The sequence below is a fragment of the Hymenobacter sp. BT18 genome (genome assembly GCF_012273015.1).
Classification (GTDB): domain Bacteria; phylum Bacteroidota; class Bacteroidia; order Cytophagales; family Hymenobacteraceae; genus Hymenobacter; species Hymenobacter lutimineralis.
Genome location: NZ_CP050954.1, coordinates 2,972,259 through 2,993,656, shown reverse-complemented (window position 1 = coordinate 2,993,656; position 21,398 = coordinate 2,972,259). Strand labels below are relative to the sequence as shown.

At 59.3% G+C, this 21,398-nt stretch carries 22 protein-coding genes; 9 read left to right on the top strand and 13 right to left on the bottom strand.

Annotated elements, in window-relative coordinates; all coding sequences use genetic code 11:
- Positions 1 to 10: 10 nt before the first annotated feature.
- The 11 genes from HER32_RS12830 to HER32_RS12780 form a co-directional block, all read right to left on the bottom strand.
- Entirely contained in the window at positions 11 to 757 is a 747-nt protein-coding gene (locus HER32_RS12830; RefSeq protein ID WP_168682150.1) for an isoprenyl transferase, read from the bottom strand.
- A 76-nt stretch (positions 758 to 833) separates the two neighbouring features.
- The gene (locus HER32_RS12825; protein ID WP_168682149.1) at positions 834 to 1,574 is read right to left on the bottom strand and encodes a DUF6089 family protein; all 741 of its coding nucleotides are present in this window, start codon (positions 1,572 to 1,574) and stop codon (positions 834 to 836) included.
- Between the two features lie 40 nt (positions 1,575 to 1,614).
- Entirely contained in the window at positions 1,615 to 2,535 is a 921-nt protein-coding gene (locus HER32_RS12820; protein WP_168682148.1) for a DUF6089 family protein, read from the bottom strand.
- A gap of 127 nt (positions 2,536 to 2,662) precedes the next feature.
- Positions 2,663 to 3,559, bottom strand: coding sequence for an NAD kinase (locus tag HER32_RS12815; protein ID WP_168682147.1), 897 nt, complete (start codon positions 3,557 to 3,559; stop codon positions 2,663 to 2,665).
- Between the two features lie 27 nt (positions 3,560 to 3,586).
- Positions 3,587 to 5,014 (bottom strand): POTRA domain-containing protein, encoded by a 1,428-nt coding sequence (locus tag HER32_RS12810; protein ID WP_168682146.1) that lies wholly within the window; start codon positions 5,012 to 5,014, stop codon positions 3,587 to 3,589.
- Positions 5,015 to 5,024: 10 nt separating this feature from the next.
- The gene (locus HER32_RS12805; RefSeq protein WP_232066248.1) at positions 5,025 to 5,678 is read right to left on the bottom strand and encodes a CBS domain-containing protein; all 654 of its coding nucleotides are present in this window, start codon (positions 5,676 to 5,678) and stop codon (positions 5,025 to 5,027) included.
- A 124-nt stretch (positions 5,679 to 5,802) separates the two neighbouring features.
- The gene (locus HER32_RS12800; protein ID WP_168682145.1) at positions 5,803 to 6,585 is read right to left on the bottom strand and encodes an alpha/beta fold hydrolase; all 783 of its coding nucleotides are present in this window, start codon (positions 6,583 to 6,585) and stop codon (positions 5,803 to 5,805) included.
- Complete coding sequence (locus HER32_RS12795; RefSeq protein WP_168682144.1) at positions 6,569 to 7,201, bottom strand: anthranilate synthase component II; 633 nt, start codon at positions 7,199 to 7,201, stop codon at positions 6,569 to 6,571. The genes HER32_RS12800 and HER32_RS12795 overlap by 17 nt, the downstream gene beginning before the upstream one ends.
- 58 nt (positions 7,202 to 7,259) lie before the next feature.
- On the bottom strand, positions 7,260 to 7,781 hold the full coding sequence (locus HER32_RS12790; protein WP_149069716.1) for a CvpA family protein: 522 nt from the start codon (positions 7,779 to 7,781) through the stop codon (positions 7,260 to 7,262).
- A 130-nt stretch (positions 7,782 to 7,911) separates the two neighbouring features.
- Positions 7,912 to 8,376 (bottom strand): GatB/YqeY domain-containing protein, encoded by a 465-nt coding sequence (locus HER32_RS12785; protein WP_149069717.1) that lies wholly within the window; start codon positions 8,374 to 8,376, stop codon positions 7,912 to 7,914.
- A gap of 28 nt (positions 8,377 to 8,404) precedes the next feature.
- The gene (locus HER32_RS12780; protein WP_149069718.1) at positions 8,405 to 9,460 is read right to left on the bottom strand and encodes a hypothetical protein; all 1,056 of its coding nucleotides are present in this window, start codon (positions 9,458 to 9,460) and stop codon (positions 8,405 to 8,407) included.
- 82 nt (positions 9,461 to 9,542) lie between these two features.
- Between HER32_RS12780 and HER32_RS12775 the strand changes: the two genes are divergently transcribed.
- The 7 genes from HER32_RS12775 (at position 9,543) to HER32_RS12745 (ending at position 16,678) form a co-directional block, all read left to right on the top strand.
- Positions 9,543 to 10,259 carry a pyridoxine 5'-phosphate synthase gene (locus tag HER32_RS12775; protein ID WP_149069719.1) on the top strand — a complete coding sequence of 239 codons (717 nt, stop codon included), beginning with the start codon at positions 9,543 to 9,545 and terminating at the stop codon, positions 10,257 to 10,259.
- 88 nt (positions 10,260 to 10,347) lie between these two features.
- Positions 10,348 to 11,379 carry a tRNA 2-selenouridine(34) synthase MnmH gene (mnmH, locus tag HER32_RS12770; protein WP_168682143.1) on the top strand — a complete coding sequence of 344 codons (1,032 nt, stop codon included), beginning with the start codon at positions 10,348 to 10,350 and terminating at the stop codon, positions 11,377 to 11,379.
- A 65-nt stretch (positions 11,380 to 11,444) separates the two neighbouring features.
- The gene (gene selD / locus HER32_RS12765) at positions 11,445 to 12,500 is read left to right on the top strand and encodes a selenide, water dikinase SelD (RefSeq protein ID WP_149069721.1); all 1,056 of its coding nucleotides are present in this window, start codon (positions 11,445 to 11,447) and stop codon (positions 12,498 to 12,500) included.
- Between the two features lie 4 nt (positions 12,501 to 12,504).
- Complete coding sequence (locus HER32_RS12760; RefSeq protein WP_149069722.1) at positions 12,505 to 13,098, top strand: hypothetical protein; 594 nt, start codon at positions 12,505 to 12,507, stop codon at positions 13,096 to 13,098.
- 131 nt (positions 13,099 to 13,229) lie between these two features.
- Positions 13,230 to 15,086 (top strand): ATP-binding protein, encoded by a 1,857-nt coding sequence (locus HER32_RS12755; protein WP_149069723.1) that lies wholly within the window; start codon positions 13,230 to 13,232, stop codon positions 15,084 to 15,086.
- Between the two features lie 33 nt (positions 15,087 to 15,119).
- Positions 15,120 to 15,899 carry an alpha/beta fold hydrolase gene (locus HER32_RS12750; protein ID WP_168682142.1) on the top strand — a complete coding sequence of 260 codons (780 nt, stop codon included), beginning with the start codon at positions 15,120 to 15,122 and terminating at the stop codon, positions 15,897 to 15,899.
- 53 nt (positions 15,900 to 15,952) lie between these two features.
- A complete protein-coding gene (locus tag HER32_RS12745; RefSeq protein ID WP_232066247.1) occupies positions 15,953 to 16,678 on the top strand; it encodes an SAM-dependent methyltransferase in 726 nt (241 codons plus the stop codon).
- A gap of 8 nt (positions 16,679 to 16,686) precedes the next feature.
- Here HER32_RS12745 and feoB read toward each other — a convergent pair whose 3' ends face one another.
- Positions 16,687 to 18,870 carry a ferrous iron transport protein B gene (gene feoB / locus HER32_RS12740; RefSeq protein WP_168682141.1) on the bottom strand — a complete coding sequence of 728 codons (2,184 nt, stop codon included), beginning with the start codon at positions 18,868 to 18,870 and terminating at the stop codon, positions 16,687 to 16,689.
- Positions 18,871 to 18,879: 9 nt separating this feature from the next.
- Entirely contained in the window at positions 18,880 to 19,143 is a 264-nt protein-coding gene (locus HER32_RS12735; protein ID WP_149069725.1) for a ferrous iron transport protein A, read from the bottom strand.
- A gap of 207 nt (positions 19,144 to 19,350) precedes the next feature.
- Between HER32_RS12735 and HER32_RS12730 the strand changes: the two genes are divergently transcribed.
- Together HER32_RS12730 and HER32_RS12725 are read left to right on the top strand one after the other, a co-directional pair.
- A complete protein-coding gene (locus tag HER32_RS12730; RefSeq protein ID WP_149069726.1) occupies positions 19,351 to 20,253 on the top strand; it encodes a carboxypeptidase-like regulatory domain-containing protein in 903 nt (300 codons plus the stop codon).
- Between the two features lie 211 nt (positions 20,254 to 20,464).
- Positions 20,465 to 21,334: a carboxypeptidase-like regulatory domain-containing protein gene (locus tag HER32_RS12725; RefSeq protein ID WP_168682140.1), complete on the top strand. Its 870-nt coding sequence runs from the start codon at positions 20,465 to 20,467 to the stop codon at positions 21,332 to 21,334.
- Positions 21,335 to 21,398: the final 64 nt, after the last annotated feature.

Here is a 21,398-nt window from a genome sequence, read left to right as displayed (position 1 = left end):
TCCCAAAAACTTACGAAACGTTGAGCTGCTCACTGGTTTTGCCAAATCGACGTTCTCGCTGCTGATACACGCGGACCGCCTCCTGAAAATGCTCCCGCCTGAAATCCGGCCACAGCAAGTCCGTAATATATAACTCCGTATACGCCAGTTGCCAGAGCAGGAAGTTGCTGATGCGTTGCTCGCCGCTGGTGCGGATAAGCAGTTCCGGATCAGGTATTCCGACGGTAGATAAATAGGAAGCTAGGGTATGCTCTGTTATCTCCCCGGGCTGCACGTTACCGGCGACGACCTCCTCGCTTAAACGCCGCGCCGCCTGGGCAAGGTCCCAGCGGCCGCTGTAACTCAGAGCCAGCACCAGCGTCATGCGGGTGCCTGTGCGGGTTAGCTCAATGGCTTCAGCCAGTTCCCGCTGGCAGGAGGCCGGTAGGCTCGCCGTATCACCAATAGCCTGAAGCCGGATGTTGTTTTTTAGCAGTGTACTCGTTTCCTGCCGGATAGTGTGCACCAGCAGTTGCATCAGAGCCATTACCTCATGAGCCGGGCGCGCCCAGTTTTCGGTGGAAAAGGCATACAGCGTCAGAAACTGCACGCCCAACTCGGCGGCCGTTTCTACCGTTTCGCGCACGGCGGTAATAGCATTCTGATGACCAAAAATGCGTAGTCCGCCTTTTTGCTTCGCCCACCGGCCATTGCCATCCATGATGACGGCAACGTGAGCAGGAATTCTGGAAGGATCAAGTTCAGCCCGGGCGGCCATGCGTGTTGTTTGCGTAAAGAGGCTGCAAGTTACGCAAATGGTTGCATTGCACGCTGCCCGACAAAAGCGGGCTTGCTTACTGGCTACCGGCCGTTACTTCGGGGCACCGGATCTTATAGAAAGTATACGAAATACTGAAGCCCCCATAGTAGTACCAGTCCTGATCGTGCCGGTTCGCCACTACCTCGTTTTGGGTGCTGATGTTGTCCAGCTGGTCGGTAAAGGCTTTACGGGCCCCAACTTCCGCGCCCAGGTTCCAGTGCGTAGAAAGACCCAGCTTGAGGCCAACGCCAGCCGGTATGGCCAGACCTATCACGGTATTTTTTTCCTCGGGGGCCCGGAAGGTGCCCGTAAAAAGGGTCCGCACCGGGGCCATAAACCCAGCTACTCCCACAAACGCGTAGGGGGTGAAGCGCGTCTTCACCTGTTTGCTGTAGTAATCAAAGAAGTTGTACTCCAGCGTACCGCCCAGCTCGTACAGGCTACCTTTCAGGTTGGCACTGCGGTACTGGTTCAGGGGCATTGGCCCGTTGTTTAGGCCCCTTACCTGGCGGTCGTCGGCGCGCAGCAGGCCAGCCAGCACACTGCCCTTCAGGGTAACGGCTTTCGAGACATCCTTGCGGTAAAAAGCCGTAATGGCGGGGCGGTTGTTGGCAAAACGGTACTCCGGCGCCAGCTCACCCTTATAGCTCAGTGCCCCGAGACCAAGGCCCAGTTCGCTGGTATTCTGCCCAAATGCGGCGGTATGAACAAAAAAAACACTCCCTACTTGCAAGGAGCAAATAAGGAGTGTTTTGAAGAGAGAATGCTGCGTCATTAGACTGGCTGTGGGTGAAACATGACAGCCACTCTATCGGCTATCGGAATTTGGGGCTCTTTACGCGGGGCGAAAGAATGTAGTTTAGCGTCAGACCCGTAACGATGTACCAGTCCTTTTCATTGTTGTTGCCACGAACTTCCCCAAATTGGTTGGCTTCCGTGAAAGTACCTGGTACACCTTCCCGCGTGATTTCGTAGCCGAAATACTTGCCGCCGGGGGTCTTCAGGTCGTTTTTGTTGTTTACGTAGTTGCCGCCAACGTCGTCGATGTAGTCGGTGAAGGTTTTGCGCCAGCCAATTTCAAAGCCCAAATCGAAGTGACGGTCCAGCTTGTAACGGATACCAGCACCAAAAGGAATAGCAATCTGAGTGCGCTTGTAAGGTGAGCCATAGCCGGCTTCTCCTTGTCCTTCCGTGCCCAATGGCTGCAGAGCCACGTAGTCACCTTTAGCCAAGCCCTGGCTGTTGTCACCTACCAAACCCTTGGGATTGTGGTGGAAGACGGCCACGCCACCAAACACGTAGGGAACGAAGTCAGGACGGCGGATATAGTTGTTGCGGTTTTCCAACAGGTCGAAGATACCAACGGCGGAGGCTTCGAAGATGTCGTTCCGGAAGTTCATGTTCCGGGTATAGCGGAATTTTGCTTCGCTGTCTTTGTCATCGGCGGCTTTGGCATCATCACCAGTAACGCGGCCGTACGACAAACCTACACGACCCGAGATACGGGGCGCAAAGCGGCGGGTGAACGAAAAGCCGATGTTCGGACGGGTAGCGCCCAAGCGTAGGCTGGCAATGTTGGTCTTCGGTACGACGTCGCCGAAATAGTTCATGGCGTTCAGCGTCACTCCTACCGAGTTGTACATCTTCCGTTTCGTGAATCGCTGCGCACTCGCCTCCGTAGCTACCAGCGCGAAGGCCAGTATAAGTGCCAGGGTGAGGGGAAAAAGTTTCTTCATAATCGGGCGAAGTTAAGAAATATCAAGATTCAGGAAATGCATTGACCCATTTGGGCACGGCTACACTTGGTGACAAAAGTACGTGTTGCAGGCAATTATAAAAACAACTGCCTGAAAAAGGCCTCTTTTAAGGCAATAAAATTCCATCCGGGTTACGACGATCCAAGCCCCAATTAAGCTTGCTACGCAGCGTACTCAAGAAATTCACATGATTCAGACGAACTAAACGAGCTTTGAAATTTTCCCGGCGAACGGCAATTTGAATGGTTGAATCGACGGTAACCGAGCGTGAATCCAGCGAAAGCAGGAAGTTATTGCTCCGGCCTTCTATCTCAAATGAAATAACGCTGCGGTCGGATACAACGAGTGGCCGCACGTTTAGGTTGTGCGGACATACGGGGGAGATGATGAAGTTGTTGGTTTGTGGCAGCATTACAGGTCCTCCGCAGCTGAGTGAGTAGCCCGTCGAGCCCGTTGGCGTTGACACAATCAGACCATCGGCCCAGTACGAATTGAGGTACTCCCCATCGATGTACGTGTGCACCACAATCATGGAAGACGTATCCCGCTTCAGAATCGAGAATTCGTTTAGGCCGAAGGTGATGTCGCCAAAAACTTCCGGGTCGGTGTCCACCCGGATCAGACTGCGCTCATCCAGCACGAAGTGCCCTTTGAAAAGAGCGTCAATGGCTTGCGGGATGCGGTCGGGGGTGACGGTGGCCAGAAAACCCAGGCGGCCGGTATGAATGCCCAAAATCGGGATTTGCAGGCTGCCTACGTAGGTCACGGTGTCCAGCAAGGTTCCGTCGCCCCCGATGCTCAGGACAAATTGCATGCCCTGCAGAGAGTCGCCCCGGCGGAAGGTGCGGATGTGCGTGGGCACCCGCAGGTGCGTTTGCAGGTACACCCAGAACGATTCGACCACGTACAGCTCCGCGTTACGGGCCAGCAGATCGTCGAACAGGGCCTGAATAGCCGGGGCTACGTTTTCATCGAATGGCTTACCAAGAATGGCTATTTTCATCACAGAATGATAATGCGCTACGGCTGCTCAGATGGGAAACTCCGTGCGCAGGTAAAAGCCGCCTTCGCCAGCCAGGGTGCGGGCATATTCCAGCGTTACCACCCGGTCGTAGTACGAAACCAGATGCAGCCCAACCCCGGCTGAGCCCAGCAGGCGGTTGGGGAAGCGGTTGGCCGGGGGCACATTTTGGGCGCCCACATAACCTGCGTCGACAAAGGTATTTAAATATATGGCCAGCGGAAGAGAGTTGAATTTGGGGTTATCGGTGACGCCCACGCGCAGACGCCGCGTGGCCAGCAAGGGGTAGCTCAAGCCCTGCTGCACGACAAGGTAGCGCACGCCATCCACCACGTACCGGTCGTAGCCCCGCACCAAGGTAGCGTAGCCCAGGGCGCGGGTATCGGCATAAGGCAAGGAGCGACCGGCAATGCGGGCCTGACTAGTAAAGCCCGCACTGTAATAAAAGTTGCGTGGCAGCGCCCAATAACGGGCCGCCTGAACGAAAATCGTCGTGAAAGCCGGGCTCGAAGCGCGGGCGTAGAACCGCTGCGCCACCGTCACTTGTAGATAGCGCCCAGTCAGAGGGTAAGAAAAGGTGTTGCGCTGATTGATAATGCGGGTCAGGCGCAGATCCAGATACTGGCGGGAAGAGCCACTCCGAAAATAATCCGGGTTACCTATCTGCACCGAATCGGCTACCCGCTCCTGATAAAGCGCCAGGTCGAGGGCGGTGCGGCGCTGCACGGTATTGCGCCAGCGCAGGCCCACCGTGGCGTACGCCCGGCGCAAAGCGAAGCCCGAGACGGAGCGGTAGGTTAGCAGCCGGTCGTTGACGGTGCGGTAATCGAGGGCCCGGCTGCGCGTGACAGAGCCGCCCAGGGCCAGCCCCGGCCGGCGGGCCGTACCGGGATTCTCGAAGAAAACCTCGTACTTCTGGTTGAAGCCCAGTTGCAGGTTTCCGCGCAGCAGTTCGTTGCGGCCCCGAAAATTGTAGCGAACAACGTGCACACCGTAATCCACGCGCTGCCATCGGTCGGCGCGGTCGAGCCAGGCGCGGATGTTCCGGTCGGCCAGGGAAAAGATAGGAACCGGGAATGTGTACCACCGTTCCTGCACACCGAACAACACCGTCAGGGCTCCGTCGCGGCACACCGTCTGCACGCCCACCGTATGAAACAGCTGCAGGTTGAAAACGCGGAGCCGGTTTTTTTCCAAGCGCTTGGCCAGGGTTTCCACCGTTAGCGTATCGCCTTCCCGGAAGTCCAGCTCGGCCCGCAGGATTTTATCCTTGGTGGTGGCATTGCCCGCAAAGAGAATAGCCGCCACGCGCACCTGGGTATAAGCAGGACACTGGGTCCGGACTACACTATCGAGGGAAGCGGTGCGGAGCGTATCGGGAAGTGGCTGAGGCCCGGCAGCGGCCAGCAAACCCGCTGCCAGTAGACTTGCTATCACCAACTGGAGCTTAGAGACTCAGGTACTTCAGCAGGGCATCGTAGCGTTCCTGCTCGTTTTCGCCCAACTCGCCGGCCCCACTGAACTGCGCCGTAATGACGTAGCCAAAACGCTCCAAGGTAGCGGCAATGCGAGTCAGGCTGGGCGTGTTTACTTTGAGCGTAAGCCGGATTTTGAAAGGGTTAGCCTCATCCTGGGCGACGTGGGCGCTGAGAATCTTGGCGTTGTTTTCCTCCACGTAGCGGCTGATTTGCGAGAGAGAATAGTCGCGCTCATCCATCGACAGCACCATAATGCCTCCCTGTCCCAAGGCAATAGGCATTTGCCCGAAAGCGGCCAGCGTATCGCCCACCGTTACCACGCCCAGGTATTCCTGCTGATCATCCAGCACTGGTACCAACTGCACCTTGTTCTGCACAGCCTGCTCGATAATGCTATAGAAATGCTGGTCCCGCTGCACGTGTACGTCCGCAAAGCCAAACGAAATGGTGGAAAGCAAGCGGTCAGCTTGGCTGATATCGAGTACGTCGGCCTCCGTAATGAGGCCGCGGTACTGACGGTTTTCCAGCACGGGCAACTGGTCTACGTGAAATTCCTCCAGCCACTTGGCGGCCTTGCTCGCAGAGTCCGACACCTTCAGGGGCGGAATCATCTGATTAATCATGTCTGCAGCTATCATCGGCGACATCGGCATTAGGTACTAAGAAGCGGAAGTTAACGGCTATGCCGCCGAGACACAAACGCTGCGCCCTTTTCTTTGTTCGCGGAGTGAGCAGAAAGTAACCCGTTTAGCGGGCAGCTACCGGCTGGGAAGCCGTGCGCCGCAGGAACTGCTGCAGGCGGGCATTGAATGGGCCGGGCCGTTCCATCATGGGGGCGTGGCCGCAATGGTCGAGAAAGTACAACTCCGACTGGGGCAGGAGCCGGTTGAACTCGTGAGCAACCAGCGGGGGCGTGATGGTGTCGTTGAGGCCCCATATCAGCAGCGTGGGCACGCGGATTTTGCCCAGGTCCCTGGCCATGTTGTGCCGCTGGGCCGAGCGGGCGATGTTAATGATACGCAGGCACTTAGCGTTGGAGTTAGTAATGCTGAACACCTCGTCAACCAGCTCTTTGGTAGCCACGGCCGGGTCGTAGAAAGTGTAGGCTACCCGCTCCTGCACGAAACCATAGTTGCCCCGCTTGGGGAAGGAGCCACCCATCGAATCCTCAAACAAGCCACTGCTGCCGGTAAGTACCAGCCGGCTTACCTGCCGCGGGTTGCGCAGCGTGTACACCAAGGCAATGTGCCCACCCAGCGAGTTGCCAAGCACTGTGTAGGGACCGGGCACGACCACCTCGGCCACGAAGCGCTCCACAAACTTCACCAGTCCGGGCACGTCGGCGCTAAGCAGAGGCATGTCATAAATGGGCAGCAGCGGTATAACTACCCGATACTGCTCCCGAAAGGTGGCTACCACGTCCTGCCAGTTGCTGAGGGCACCGAAGAGGCCATGCAGCAGCAGCAGCACGTCGCCCGTGCCTTCGTCTATATACTGATATCCGTTGTGTTCCTTAATCTGCAATTCCATCGGCGGGAGAACTGAAGCCCGGGCGGGGCCGGTTCGTTGCAATGATACAATACTTGACCCAATTGCGAAGGATAGCCAGGCCGTGGGTGGTCAGCAAGGCCTCCGGGTGAAACTGCACGCCGTAGAGGGGCAGTTCGCGGTGCCGGAAGGCCATCAGCTCTCCTGCTGCATCCGCGGTATACGCCAGGGGCACCAGAGCCGGCGGCAGCTGCCGCAGCACCAAAGAATGATAGCGCGTGACGGGTATCTGCGGCGGCAGCCCCGTCCATAACGGCTCGGCAGCGTCCGTGAGTATAATATCCGAGACTTTCCCGTGCATGGGCCGGACACCGCGCCCGAGCTCGGCCCCGAAATACTCCCCCAACGCCTGATGCCCCAGACAAACGCCCAGCATGGGGACGTGCGCATGGTACCGGGCAATAACGGCCGGCATACTGCCCGCCGCCGCTGGGGTCCCCGGTCCCGGCGACAACACGATGCCGTCGAACGGCTGCTTTTCCAGCTCCTCCAGGCCTACGTTGTTGCGCACTACGTACACCTCTGCCCCCAGCTGCTGCAAGTAGTCGAGCAGGTTGAAGGTGAAGGAGTCGAAGTTGTCTAGCAGAAGTAAACGCATGGCTTTAATGGCCGGATAGCGACTCAGGCAACCATTTAATAATGAGCCATGCCTTCGTTCAGAATACGCCCCGGAGCTTTTCGAGCAGGTCGCTGGCAAAGGGCAGCACCAACCCTACCACTTGCAGGGCGAATGGCGTTGCTTCCTGCACCAGGGGCAGCACCTCCGAGTCGGCAACAAGCCCAGGCGAAAGCACCGACAAACCGGCCAGCCCCACCCCGTGCAAAAGCAGGCTCAAGCCCAACAACCACTTTAGCACCCCGGCCGTACCGCCCAAAATATTATCGAGCATTCCCAGAGGCGTAAGGTGTACGGCCGTTTTGATAAATGTCCCGAGCAGGTGAACACCCCATACGATGAGCACAAACACCAGCAGAAACGATACCAGCGGCAGCATACCAAAGGCCTCCCCTACGTAGTGTCGCACCAACGGAATGGCGTCCTGCAAGAGCAAAAGCCCCCCAATAGCCCCCAGCACGAAGGCCAGCAGCGAAGCCACTTCCAACACCAGCCCACGCCGGTAGCCTTTCACAGCTCCTACTCCCAGCGGAATCAGCAAGAGAATGTCGAAAGCAGACATCTTTAGTTAATGTGCGAACGTGGGGAAATGTGCTAGGCTTCGCTAAGGAGGAAAATGGGCTGGTGTGCTAATGCCTTCTGACATTGAGTAGCCTGCATTAGCACATCAGCCCATTTTCCACCTTAGCAACTTACACATTCGTGTTGTTTAGCAGGTTGTTGACCACCTGGGAAATCATGCGGCCATCGGCCTGACCCGACAGCTCCCGGGCGGCAACACCCATTACCTTGCCCAGGTCCGATGGGCCAGTAGCTCCCACGCGCTGGATAATGGCGACCAGCTTCTCTACCAGATCAGCCTCCGAGAGCTGCTTGGGCAAGTATTCTTCAATGATGGCCAGTTCGGCCAGTTCTACTTCCTCCAGATCGGAGCGGAACTGTTTGTTGTAGGTTTCGGCGGCCTCGCGGCGCTGCTTGGCCTGCTTGGTCAGGAGCTTGATTTCGGCATCGGGCGAGAGGGCTGCCCCGTGCTGACCTTCGGCCGTTTCGGCCAGCAGAATCTGGGACTTGATGCTGCGCAGGGTGGTCAGACGTACTTTGTCTTTGGCCAGCATGGCCTGTTTGATATCGGCGTCGATGGTTTCTTTCAGAGCCATGGGTTGGGAAATAAAGGAATCTACAAGATTACGGGTTATTCCCGAATACAGGGCCGTCGGCCGGGTTTTCGGGCAGGGCCAACTCCGTTAGCAGGCCGGCAGCATCGTCTACGTAGAGCGCCAGCTCCCGGGCAACCCGGCGCAGGCCATAGGGTCCGTTGAAAACCTGGGGCGCAGTAAGCACTACCAGCACATTGGGCGGCGTGAGCAGCGGCCGAGCCAAATTCAGCCGGCCCGGCACCGGCGCTGGGGCGTCGGATAGCCGCCGCGCCGCCGCCAGCGTTGCCCGGGGCAAACGCGCCGTCCAACAAAAGCCCACCCGCGCTATCAGTTCGTGGTCGGCCGTCAGCTGTATTGGCAGCAGCCGTACCGCCCGGGCGTGCGCCAGCAACAGCAGCAGTCCATACAGGTGCAGCACCAGAAGCACCCCGGCCACCACAGAGCTCCAGCGCAGCAGCAGCAAATGCAGTGCGCCCATTTCGACCACCGACAGTAGCATGACCGTGCCCACGTACGCCGTGAAGGCCGAATCCCGGTAGCTGGAATATGCGCGGCTGCCGGTAGTTACTGCCGGCCGGCTCCGCCAGCTCAACAGCGCGTAGTAGCACACGAGCAGCTCGAACACCAACGGCGCCAGCGGCCGGCCGAACACCTGCCGGAAAGCCGCCGTGAGCCGATCTGCCACCTCCGGAATATGCAGGCAGGCGGTACGATAAGCCAACTGCAGCCGCCGCAGGTTCAGCAGCAGCAGCGCAACCATCAGCACCTCCAGAGCTCCTAACACCTGTCCTGCCCACTGCACATACTGCTGCTGTGGCCCCGGAATAAGCCAGTAGCCCAAAGCCACAGCGGCAGTGAAGGCCACCGCCATGGTGCTTATTGGCAGCCGGTAGGAACGCACCACCAGCAGGTAAAACAAGATAGGCAGCCCCACCAGCACATCGAAACTCACGGCTGCCGGCAGCAGGGGCAGCTGCCGGAACACGGGCTGTTGCACTACCAGCCACTCCAGGCCGGTAACCGCCAGCAGCAACAAGCCAAACCCCAGCGCGGGCCGCGTGGAAACGGGAAGTCGGACGACCATGGCTACCTCAACTAAAATCGGCCAACGCTGTTGGAGCTACGTATCTTTGAGCACCTACTCACCCTCAGCGCCGCTTTTGCATATGACCAAGCTTAGCGTAAACATAAATAAAATAGCCACGCTACGGAACGCCCGCGGCCACAACCGCCCCAACGTGCTGCAGGTGGCCCAGGACTGTGAGCGGTTCGGGGCCCAGGGCATCACGGTGCATCCACGCCCCGATGAGCGGCATATCCGCTACCAGGACGTGCGCGACCTGAAAGCCCTTGTCACCACCGAGTTCAACATCGAAGGTAACCCTACCCCGGACTTCCTGGACCTGGTGCGCGAGGTGCGCCCCGAGCAGGTAACGCTGGTGCCGGACGCGCCCGACGCTATTACCTCCAATGCGGGCTGGGACACCATCAAGCACCAGGTGTACCTGCTGGGCGTAGTGCAGGAGCTTAAATCATTGGGGTGCCGCGTCAGCATTTTCCTCGACCCCGACCTGGCCATGGTAAAAGCCGCCCTGGGCACCGGCACCGACCGGATAGAGCTCTACACCGAAGCCTACGCCAGCGGCTATGCTGCTGACCGCGAAGCCGCCGTGGCCCCCTACCGTGCCGCTGCGGCCCTGGCCCAGGAGCTGGGCCTGGGCGTAAATGCCGGCCACGACCTCGACCTCGACAACCTCGCTTACCTGCACCAGCAGCTACCCGGCCTGGCGGAAGTAAGCATCGGGCACGCCCTGGTATGCGACGCCTTGTACCTGGGCCTGGAGAATACCATTCAGTTGTACCGGCGGCAGCTTGTTTCCTAACCCCAGCGCTACCCGCCCGGAACGCGTACTGACCAGCTAGCGGTTGGCGTGCATCCACTTCTCCTGCCCGCTGCTCCCGTAAGAACCCATGCCTCGTTTATCCATCGAAGAATTTTTGCAGGGTCCGGCTACCGCCCCCATCCTGGATGTACGGGCGCCGCAGGAGTATGCTCAGGGCCACATCCCCGGCGCCGTGAGCTTCCCTTTGTTCTCGGACGAGGAGCGCGCCCGCATTGGCACTACCTACAAGCAGATAAGCCAGGACCGCGCCGTGCTGCTGGGGCTGGATTTGTTTGGCCCGAAGATGAGCCGCATGGTGCAGCAGGCGCAGAAACTTGCCCCCGGCAAAGAGGTACGCCTGCACTGCTGGCGGGGCGGGATGCGCAGTGGGGCGGTGCAGTGGCTGCTGGAGTTGGGGGGCTTTCAGGTGCAGCTGCTCAACAAAGGCTACAAAGACTACCGCCACTTCGTTTTGGCGGAGTTGGCGCGCCCCCACCCTTTGGTGGTGCTGGGTGGCCTCACGGGCTCCGGCAAGACGGATGTGCTGCACGCGCTGCGGCAACTGGCCCAACCGGTACTCGACCTCGAAGGCCTGGCCTGCCACAAAGGGTCGGCTTTCGGGAGCATTGGGCAGCCGGCCCAGCCCACGCAGGAGCAGTTTGAGAATGATCTTGCCTGGCACTTGGCCCAGCTCCCAACCACCGGGCCCACTTGGTTGGAGGATGAAAGCCGCACCATTGGCAGCCTGCACTTGCCTACGCCCTTTTTTGGGCAGCTGCAGCAGGCACCACTGATTCTACTAGAAATTCCGCGGCCGGTGCGGGTGCGCAAGCTGGCTGAGGAGTATGGCCGCCAGGATGCCGGGGCCCTGGCTTCCGCTATTCTGCGTATCCGGAAAAGGCTGGGCGGACTGGCCACCAAGGAAGCGTTGGCCGCCATTGCTGAAGATGATATGGAGAAAATGGTGAGCCTCGTGCTCGACTATTACGACAAGACTTATACCCATAGCCTAGGCAACCGCGCGTTTGTGCGGGTGCCATCCGACACCTGCGACGCCACCGTAAATGCCGGACTGGTGCTGCAGGCCATGCAGGCGTCTTTAGCCAAACAGCCCGAATAACCAAGGAGCCACCCGACGGGTTGCTTTGCCCGGCCTTTCCCGGCCCTACCATCAGCTCAACTACCATGAACGCAGAAACGACCCCCGACCTGATTCGCCTTACCCAGTACAGCCACGGCGCGGGCTGCGGTTGCAAAATTGCCCCCAAGGTGCTCGACCAGATCCTGCACACCAGCATCCCACAGCCCCACGACGACAAGCTGCTGGTCGGCAACTCCTCCCGCGACGACGCGGCCGTGTACGATATCGGCGGAGGCCAAGCGCTTATTTCAACTACCGACTTCTTCATGCCCATCGTCGATGATGCGTATGATTTTGGTCGTATTGCCTCCGCTAATGCCATTTCCGACGTGTATGCCATGGGCGGCCGGCCGGTGCTGGCCATTGCCGTGCTGGGGTGGCCCATCGATAAGCTAGCCCCGGAAGTAGCCCGCCGCGTGATTGAGGGCAGCCGCAGCATTTGCCTGGAGGCGGGTATTCCGCTGGCGGGCGGCCACAGCATCGACTCGCCCGAGCCTATTTTTGGGCTGGCCGTAACGGGCCTGCTGGCTATTGAGAACCTGAAGCGCAACGACACCGCCACGGCGGGTTGCGAGCTGTACCTCACCAAGCCCCTGGGCGTGGGTATGCTCACCACGGCCCAGAAGCGCGGCCTGCTCCAACCCGAGCACGAGCAGATTGCTCCCCTCAGTATGATGCAGCTAAACAAAATAGGGGCTGATCTGGGCCAGTTGACCGGGGTACGGGCCATGACCGACGTGACGGGCTTTGGGCTCCTGGGCCACCTTTCTGAGGTCTGCGAGGGCAGCGGCCTCACCGCCGAAATCGACTTTGCCAAGGTGCCTTTGCTGCCGGAAGCGGAAATCTACCGTCAGCAGAAGGCCATTCCGGGCGGCACCGTGCGCAACTGGGACTCCTACGGCCACAAGATTGGGGCGCTAACCGAAGAGCAGCGGCAGTGGCTCTGCGACCCGCAAACTTCCGGGGGGTTGCTGGTGTGCGTGGAGCCGACGGAGCGCGCGGCGGCACAGGCCGTTTTTGCCAAGTATGGCCTGGCCTTGGAAAGCTTCGGCACGCTGCGCCCGCACCAGGCCAACGAGCCCTGGATTTTGGTGCGATAAGCGCATGAAGCTTTTTCCCCTGGTACGCCAGCTGCTGGAGTTAGGTGCCGTGCTGGTGGGCGCCCTGCTCCTGCTGCGTTTCGTGACGGGAATCTTCACGCGGCGCAGCAACGCTTACCACCTCACCTGGGTCCGCCAGCTACAGCTCTTGTTCTGGCCCTTGCTTACGCTAGCCGTAGGCGGACCGCTGGTATGGGCGGGGCTGCTGGCGGCGCCGCTTTCCGGCTACGATATTCTGCTGGTGAGCCTGCTGGCGGCGGTTATTCTGGGCTTTGCCGGCCCGGCCTTGGTACTCCATGGGCAGTACTACTTGCGCAATCAAGCTACCAGCTTGATTTTTGAGCCCAAGAAAAATCGGCTTGAGGTATACGAAAACCACCTCCTCATCCCGTTTACCCGCCAGCAGGTAGTACGGGTAGAGTGGGTGGAATGCCGTTCCCGCCGCTTTTTTTGGAGTCAGTACAATTACCTTCGGCTGCATTTGGCCGATGGCCACGTGCTGACGCTGACGTCTTTGCTCACTAACCTTCGGCCTGTAGCCGAGTTCCTGCGCAATACCCAGCTGGAGCAGCACCGGCGTTGGTGGTGCTTGCTTTAACGCTCTACTTCCCACTGCTCTTCGCCTTGCCAGCCTCTCCCGTTTTTGCCTTGTCTGCTGTATCGCCCAGGGATGCTGGTTGGGTTGGGGTGCGCTGGTCCGGTACCTTGGCGGTTTTCTTATGCGCTGCGATGCTGACCGAACCGGCCGCAGCCCAGGCCCCTACCCCTACCATAGTCCGCCTGGAAAGCCAGCTGCCCCAAGCAGCCGCCCCGGGGCGGCTCCAGATCCTGGATTCGCTGTGCTGGGCCTGGGAGCCGTACGACGTCAACCGGGCCTTGGCGTATGGCCAGCAACATCTGCAGCTGGCCCGCAAGCAGCAAAGCCCCACGGCCGAGGTTCGGGCCCTCAACAACCTGGGCCGGTGCTACGTTACGGTAGCCGACTACCTCACAGCCCGCCAGCTCTACGACCAAGCTCTGCAGCTGGCTCGCCGCACCCAAAACGCTGATGGTCTTGCGGCCACTTACAACCGCCTCGGGGCACTGCACTACTACCGCAACGACACAGCCAGTGCCTGGAGCAATTTTCAGTTGGCCCTAAGCGTGCTTCGCCAGCCGGGCGTAAGGCCCCAAACTCAGGTGGCTATCCTTAATAATGCCAGCGACCTGCTTTTCGAAACCGGCCACCCGGGCCGGGGAGAGCGGCTGGGAGAACAGGCCGTCGCCCTGGCAAAGACTATTCAGGACCCGGAGGCCGCTATCAAACATCACCTGAACTTAGGTATAGTGGCACTGCAACAGCAGCCAGCCGTAGCCGTGCGGGAATTTCAGGAGTCGGCCAACCTGGCCCGCCAAAACCACCGCCCCCGCCACGAAGCGGCGGCGCTGCTGGAGCTGGCGGCCCTGCACCTGCAGCAGAACGCCATCGGACAGGGCCTAGTGGAAGCCCACCGTGCCCGGGAGTTGTCGCAGAGCCGCCACGACCGGGAGCGGGTGCTGGGGGCCTACAACTTGCTGGCCGAGCTCTACGCGGCCGCTGGCCAATACCCGACGGCCTACCAGTGGCAGACCCGCTTTCAGACGCTGAACGACAGCCTAAACGCACGGCGGCAGCTGGCTACCCTGGCAGCCTGGGAAAGCCGCTACACCCTGCGCGATAAACAGCAGCAGATTGTGCAGCTTACCCAGCATACCCAAGAGCAAACCACGCGCAACCGGCTGCTGCTGGCCGGGCTTGGTGCTTTGGGGCTAGTGCTGGCCGGGGGGAGCCTTCTCTACTGGCAGCTGCGCCGTAGCCGGCAGGCGCTGGCCCGCAACCACGCGGCTTTGCATAGTGCCACGACGCAGGTAGCCCGCCTTGCCGCCGCCAAGGACCGGCTCTATACCATCGTTGCGCACGATTTGCGCGGCCCCGTTACTGCTTTCGTGGGGGTGGCGGAGCTCATCGAGTTTTACCACCGGGAAAACAACCAGGAAGGCTTGCGCAACCTACCCGGCCTGGTACGTCAGTCGGCCTCCAGCCTCAATCATTTGCTGGACAACTTGCTGCACTGGGCCGTCATGCAAAGCGGGGAGCTACAACTCCAATTGGAAGCCGTAGAAGCGGGTGAAGTGCTTCGAGAGTGCGCCGGCATCTATTCCACCCTGGCCCACGCCCGTAACCTGACACTGACGGTAGACGCGCCCGCCACGCCGCTATACAGCCAAGTTGACCGGAATATGCTGCGCACGATTCTGCGCAACCTCACGGGCAACGCCATCAAGTTTACCCCAGTGGGCGGCAGCATTACGCTAAGCGCCTTCGCGGCTTCGGCTACGGAAATCGTCTTCTGCGTTCATGATACTGGCGCCGGGATGTCGGCCACCCAGGTAGAGCAGCTCATGGCTCCGCTGGCCCAGCCCCCGGTGCCCGCCCACAACCGTACGGGCACCGGGCTGGGGCTGGTGTTGTGCCGGGCTTTCGTGGCCCGTCTGCAGGGCCGCCTGCACGTGGCCAGCGTGCCTGGCACGGGTACCACCGTGCAGGTAAGCCTGCCCCGCGCGTAAGTTCGGCCCCGGGGCTGCATCTTTGCACTTACTATGATACTGCCCCTTCACTACCGCGAGCTTGGCGCCGGCCGCCCCCTTGTTATCCTCCACGGCTTGTTTGGCACGCTTGATAACTGGCAAACGCTGGCGCGGCGCTGGTCGGAGGAGTTTCGGGTAATCGTGGTGGACTTGCGCAACCACGGCCGCTCGCCTCACTCTCCCGAGCACTCCTACGCCCTGATGAGCCAGGATGTGCTGGGCCTCTTCGATCAGCTAGAGCTGCCCGCCGATACTACCTTGCTGGGCCATAGCATGGGCGGCAAAGTAGCCATGCGCTTCGCCCTCGACTACCCCGAGCGACTGGCCCGCCTTATTGTGCTCGATATTGCCCCCCGCCTCTCGGATATGCGCCACCAGGACGATATTCTGGCCGGGCTGAATGCCGTGGATTTAACGACCATTCAAAACCGCCAGCAGGCCGACGACGCCCTGGCCGTGCACATTCCCCAGCCCGGCGTGCGGCAATTTCTGCTGAAAAACCTCTACCGCCGCGAAGATAACTCCTTTGCCTGGCGCCAAAACCTGGCCGCGCTTACGGCCCAGATGGCTGCCGTCGGTGAGGCCATAACCGACACCCAGCCCTTTCTCAAACCGGCCCTGTTCATCCGCGGCGGCAAGTCCGACTACATCAACGCGGAGGATAAGCTCTACGCCATTCCGGCCCTGTTCCCCAATTCCCAGGTCGAAACCATTGTGGATGCCGGGCACTGGGTACACGCCGAAAAGCCCGATGAGGTGTTTGGGTTGGTAGAAGCATTTGTCCGCCAATAGACCTTATAGGCCCCGTTTTCTTTGGCTGACCAAGCGGTAAGCCTTCTTATTATTTGTTCCTCTTCTCCGTGAAGCCCGGCATCCTCTACCTTATCCCTACTACGCTGGCCGACGATACCCTGGCTCAGGTCCTGCCCGCCCAGGTGACGGCGTGTATTGCTCAGCTGCGCTATTTTCTGGTAGAGAATGCCCGCACAGCCCGGCGCTTTATTAAGCTAGCCGCGCCCGGGCAGGTAATCGAGGAGCTGCAAATCACCGTTATCGACAAAGACAGTTCGCCCAGCCAGATTCAGGCCGCGCTAAAGCTGGTGGTGGCCGGCCAGGACGCCGGCGTGATTTCGGAGGCCGGCTGCCCGGGCATTGCCGACCCCGGGGCCGAGTTGGCTAAGGCCGCGCACCAGCTTGGCGTACGGGTAGTACCGCTGGTAGGCCCTTCCTCCCTGCTGCTGGCCCTGATGGCCTCGGGCATGAACGGGCAGAGCTTTACCTTTCACGGTTACCTGCCCATTGAGCGAGGCCGGCGCGGGGCCACTATCAAGCACCTGGAAAAATTAGCCCAAACGCTGCACCAGACCCAGCTGTTCATCGAAACGCCTTACCGCAACATGCAGCTGGTAGAAGATCTGCTGGCGAACCTGCACCCCAACACGCGCCTTTGCCTTGCCGCCAACCTCACGGCTCCTACCGAATATGTGCGTACGGATACCGTTGCGGGCTGGAAAAAAGTGGGGCCGCCCGATCTGCACAAGCAGCCAGCCGTGTTTCTAATAGGCCTGTAGGGAGCCGGCTATTTCAGTACCTGATACACTAGCAGGGCCGAGAAGTACGCCAGCCCCGTCATGTAAAACATTTGCAGCAGGGGCCACTTCCAGCCTTTGGTTTCGCGGTAGGTGGTAGCCAGGGTGCTCATGCACTGCATGGCAAACACGTAGAACACCAGCAGGGAAGCCGACCGGGCCGTGGTGAAAAACGGCTGCCCATTCACGTCTTTGGCCAACGCCAGCTTTTGCTGCACGGTGCGCATATCCGCGTCCTGACCCACGCTGTAAATAGTGGAGATGGTGCCCACAAAAACTTCCCGGGCCGCAAACGAGGTGAGCAGGGCAATGCCAATTTTCCAGTCGAAGCCCAAGGGGCGGATGCCAGGCTCCAGCGCGCGGCCAAAAACGCCCGCGTAGGAGTTTTCAAGTCGAATGGCGGCCACCTGCATGTCGGCTTCGGCGGCAGGGGTGCCCTGGGCCACGGCCTGCTGCCGCACCTGCGCTTCGGCCTTTTCCAGGGTGTCGCCGGGGCCAAAGGAAGCCAGCACCCACAGAATAACCGATATGGCCACAATCACCTTGCCCGCCTGAAAAACAAAGGTCTTCACCTTTTCCACGATGGTGATGCCCACGTTTTTCCAGCGTGGCCAGCGGTACACCGGAAACTCCATGATAAAGTAGCTCCGCTCCTTGGTCTTGAGCAGCAGCTTCATGGCCAGGGCCGAGAAAATAGCCGCGAAGAACCCCAGCAGGTAGAGGCCCATCAAAGCAATGCCGCGCAGGTTGAAGATGCCCAATACCGGCTCATCCGGCACCACCAGGCCAATAAGCACCGTATAGATAGGAATACGGGCCGAGCACGACATGAGCGGCGTGACGAAAATGGTGATGATGCGGTCCTTCCAGTTTTCGATGGTGCGGGCACTCATAATGGCCGGTACCGCGCAGGCTACCCCGGAAATCAGCGGCACTACACTTTTGCCGTTGAGCCCGAACTTGCGCATGATCTTGTCCATCATGAACGTGACCCGGGCCATGTAGCCGGTTTCCTCGAGCACGGCAATGAAGGCAAACAGCAAGGCAATCTGCGGCACGAACATGAGCACCCCACCTAGTCCGGCCAGTACACCCTCCGTAAGCAGGTTGATAAGGGGCCCATCAAAATTGGTTTGGATAAGACTGTTGATGAACGCAATGCCCTCATCAATCAAATCCATGGGGTAGCTGGCCCAGGCGAATACCGCTTGAAACATCAGAAACAGCACCCCAAAGAAAATCAGGTAGCCCCACACCCGGTGCGTGAGTACCCGGTCGAGGCGGTTACTATACGGCTCCTTGCGCTCCGTGCGCGTCACCGACACGGTGTCCAGCAGGATGTCGTTGATGCGGGCGTACCGGTCGATGGTTTCCTGAGCCTGCCGGGGCGTGGGCTCAAACCCGTACTGCTCCACCAGCTCCCCAATGTAGGCCTTGTCATCGGCCGAAAGGAAACTAATCTGCCGGTACTGGTGCGCATAGTGCAGGGCCAGGTAGTCGTTGTGCAGGTTGAAGTAGTAGCGGATCTGCCGGATCATGGGCAGCAGCGCCTCGTCGGGGGCGTAGAACTGCACGGCCGGAGCATCCAGCTGCTGCGCCATCACAATTTTGAGGGCCGCCACGCCAATTCCCTTGCGGGCATTCATCGGAATGACGGGCACGCCCAGCTCCCGCTGCAACGCCTGAATGTCAATCTTCACGCCGTGCTGCTCGGCCACGTCCATCATGTTCAGGGCCAGCACGGCGGGCAGGCCCAGATCGGCCAGCTGGGTAAACAGCAGCAGGTTGCGCCGCAGGTTGCTGGCATCGGCCGTGATGACGACGAAGTCGGGGTACTGCTGGGACGTTTTGTCGTAGAGCAGGTCGGTAATAACCTTCTCGTCCAGGCTTTTGGGATAAAGCGAGTAAGTACCCGGCAGGTCAATGATTTCGGCCCGCATGCCCGGCGTAATCTGCGCCACGCCGGTTTTGCGGTCTACCGTTACCCCGGGGAAGTTGCCAACCTTCTGGTTCAGGCCCGTGAGCTGGTTGAACAACGACGACTTGCCGGAGTTCGGATTACCGATCAGGGCAATGCGGGTGATGGCACCGGGCTGCCGACCGGCGGCAGTTTCCAGCGCGGCAGCCGCTACGGCCGTGCCGGCCCGGCTGGTAATCAGATCAACACTGGCCATATCCAATGGCTACTCCTTCAGCAAAATGGTGGCTGCTTCGGTGACGCGCAGCGAAAGGGTATAGTCTTCGCCGTCGCCCACCATCACCGTGATAGGGCAGCCCAGGGGCGCCCGACTGTTGAGCCGGATGCGGGTGCCGGGAATGCAGCCCATTTCCAGGAGTTTCAGCGCCATTTCCGGGTCTTTCAGGCAGCAAATGGTCCCGGCTTCGCCCATGCCAAGGTCTTTGACGCTTCGGGGAGTGGTAAGGGCGGGAGCAGGGCGGGCAGACATGGCAAGCTATTTAGACTCGATTTAAACAAAGGTACACCCCATTTGGGTTTCGGCCAAGCACGGAATATCTTTGTCCCCAATCCCCGCAATTACCGCTGAGCTATAGGTAGTACTTTTCCGAAATGGAATTGTTGTTTATAAACAAACACAGATTATAGCTTTACAATTAGGGTTTTTGTTGTATTTTTGACATACACTCGAACACGTATGCAACAACGTCTACTTTTCCTCCTAGCCTTTTTCCTGTTCTCACCCCTGCTGCTTTCCGCCCAAAGCACCGAGAACCGCATCACCGGCCGCATCGTGGACTCCAAGACGAAGGAGCCAATTCCCTTCTCTTCCATCGGGCTGAAAGAAGAGCAAACCGGGGTGCTTACCAACGAGTATGGCTTTTTCCAGATTGCCATGCCAGAGAAAAATGAGTCTGACTCCCTGGTCGTTATTGCGCTGGGTTACTTCCGCAAAACGATTCCCGTGAAGCGCGGTACCAAGATGGAAGACATTTCCGTGGAGGTGGTGAAGCGGGTAATCGAGCTGAAGGGCGTAACCGTGGAGGGCGGCAAGGTGAAAGACCTGGCTCTCGGCTCTAAGACGGCCACGCCCGGTGAGGGCATGATTCAGGGCCAGCCCGGCAGCCAGTACGCTTTCTTCGTGAAAAACGACAAAGGCAAAAAACTCGGCAACATCCGGTCCGTGTCCTTCTATATCGGGGAGCACGGCTTTCCGCGGGAGCCGTTCCGCGTGCGCCTGTACAAGGCCGACGGTGACTACAACTCCCCCAACACCGACCTGCTGACGGAAAACGTGGTCGTGTCGGCCCCCGGTGGCGGGCAGTGGTACACCATCGACCTGACGACCTACAATATCCCAGCGCCGGAAGAAGGCTTCTTCGTAGCTATGGAGTGGGTAGTAAGCGGCGACAAGTTCTACACCACCAACTTCGCTGACAACTACACGCCCTACGGCCAGATCATGCGTCCCACCTTCGAGTTTAAGGAAAGTCGCACCTGGAACTATAGCATCGGCAAGGGCTGGAGCCTGATTACGCTGGTCAACAACGGCAAATACTACAACGCCATGATTAAGGCGGAAGTAGACATGATTAAGTAAATGCCCGGTATTGCTTGGGTTGGCCGCCGCTTTTCCGGATTAAGTCCGGCGAAGCGGCGGCTTCTTAATTAACGCCCAGCGCCGCTGATGCCACCACCCAAGCCTGAAAAAATCTTCCCAACGTTCCGTCCCGTGGAAGTTGTCGGAACTCATTGTATTTTTGGGAAGTAAACCCTGACCTATGCAGCAACGCGTACTTCTTTTATTTGCTTTGTTTTTACTGCTGCCCGCCCTCAGCTTCGCGCAGGCCAACCGTATTTCCGGCCGGGTGGTAGATCAGAAAACAAAGGAGCCGATTTCCTTCGCCTCCATTGGCCTGAAGGAAGAGCAAGCCGGGGCACTTACCAACGAGTACGGCTTCTTCCAGCTGCCCATGCCCGACAAGAACGCCACCGACTCCCTGATCATTATGGCCCTGGGCTACAAGCGCACGGCCTTGCTGGTAAAGAAAGGCACCAAAATGGATGAACTCATCATTGAGGTGCCCAAGCAAAACATTGTGCTGGAAAACGTGAACATCACGGCCAGCAAAGTAAAAGAGCTGGAAATGGGCGCCCGCACCAACACCCCGGGCGACGGGATGATCCAGGGTATGCCTGGCAGCCAGTACGCGTTCTGGGTGAAGAACGACAAAAGCAAAAAGCTTGGCCTGATTCGCTCCGTGTCGTTTTTCCTGAGCGAAAGCGGCTTCCCGCGGGAGCCATTCCGGGTGCGCATCTACAAGGCCGATGGCAACTACAGCTCGCCCAATACCGACCTGCTGACGGAAAACGTGGTCGTGTCGGCGCCCGGTGGTGGGCAGTGGTTTACCATTGATCTGGCCGCTTACAACATTGTAGCGCCCGAAGATGGTTTTTACGTGGCTATGGAGTGGATTGTGAGCGGCGACAAGTTCTACACCACCAACTTCATGGACTCCTACACGCCCTACGGCCAGATTCTGCGCCCCACCTTCGAGTTCAAGGAAAGCCGTACCTGGAACTACACTATTGGCCGGGGCTGGACGCTCATTACCCTTGCCAACAACGGCCAGCGCTACAACGCCATGATCAAGGCCTCGGTGGATATGTACAAGGACTGAGGCTTAGAGCTTAGAGTGTATGTAAAAGGCCCCGCAACGGTTGTTGCGGGGCCTTTTTCTTAGT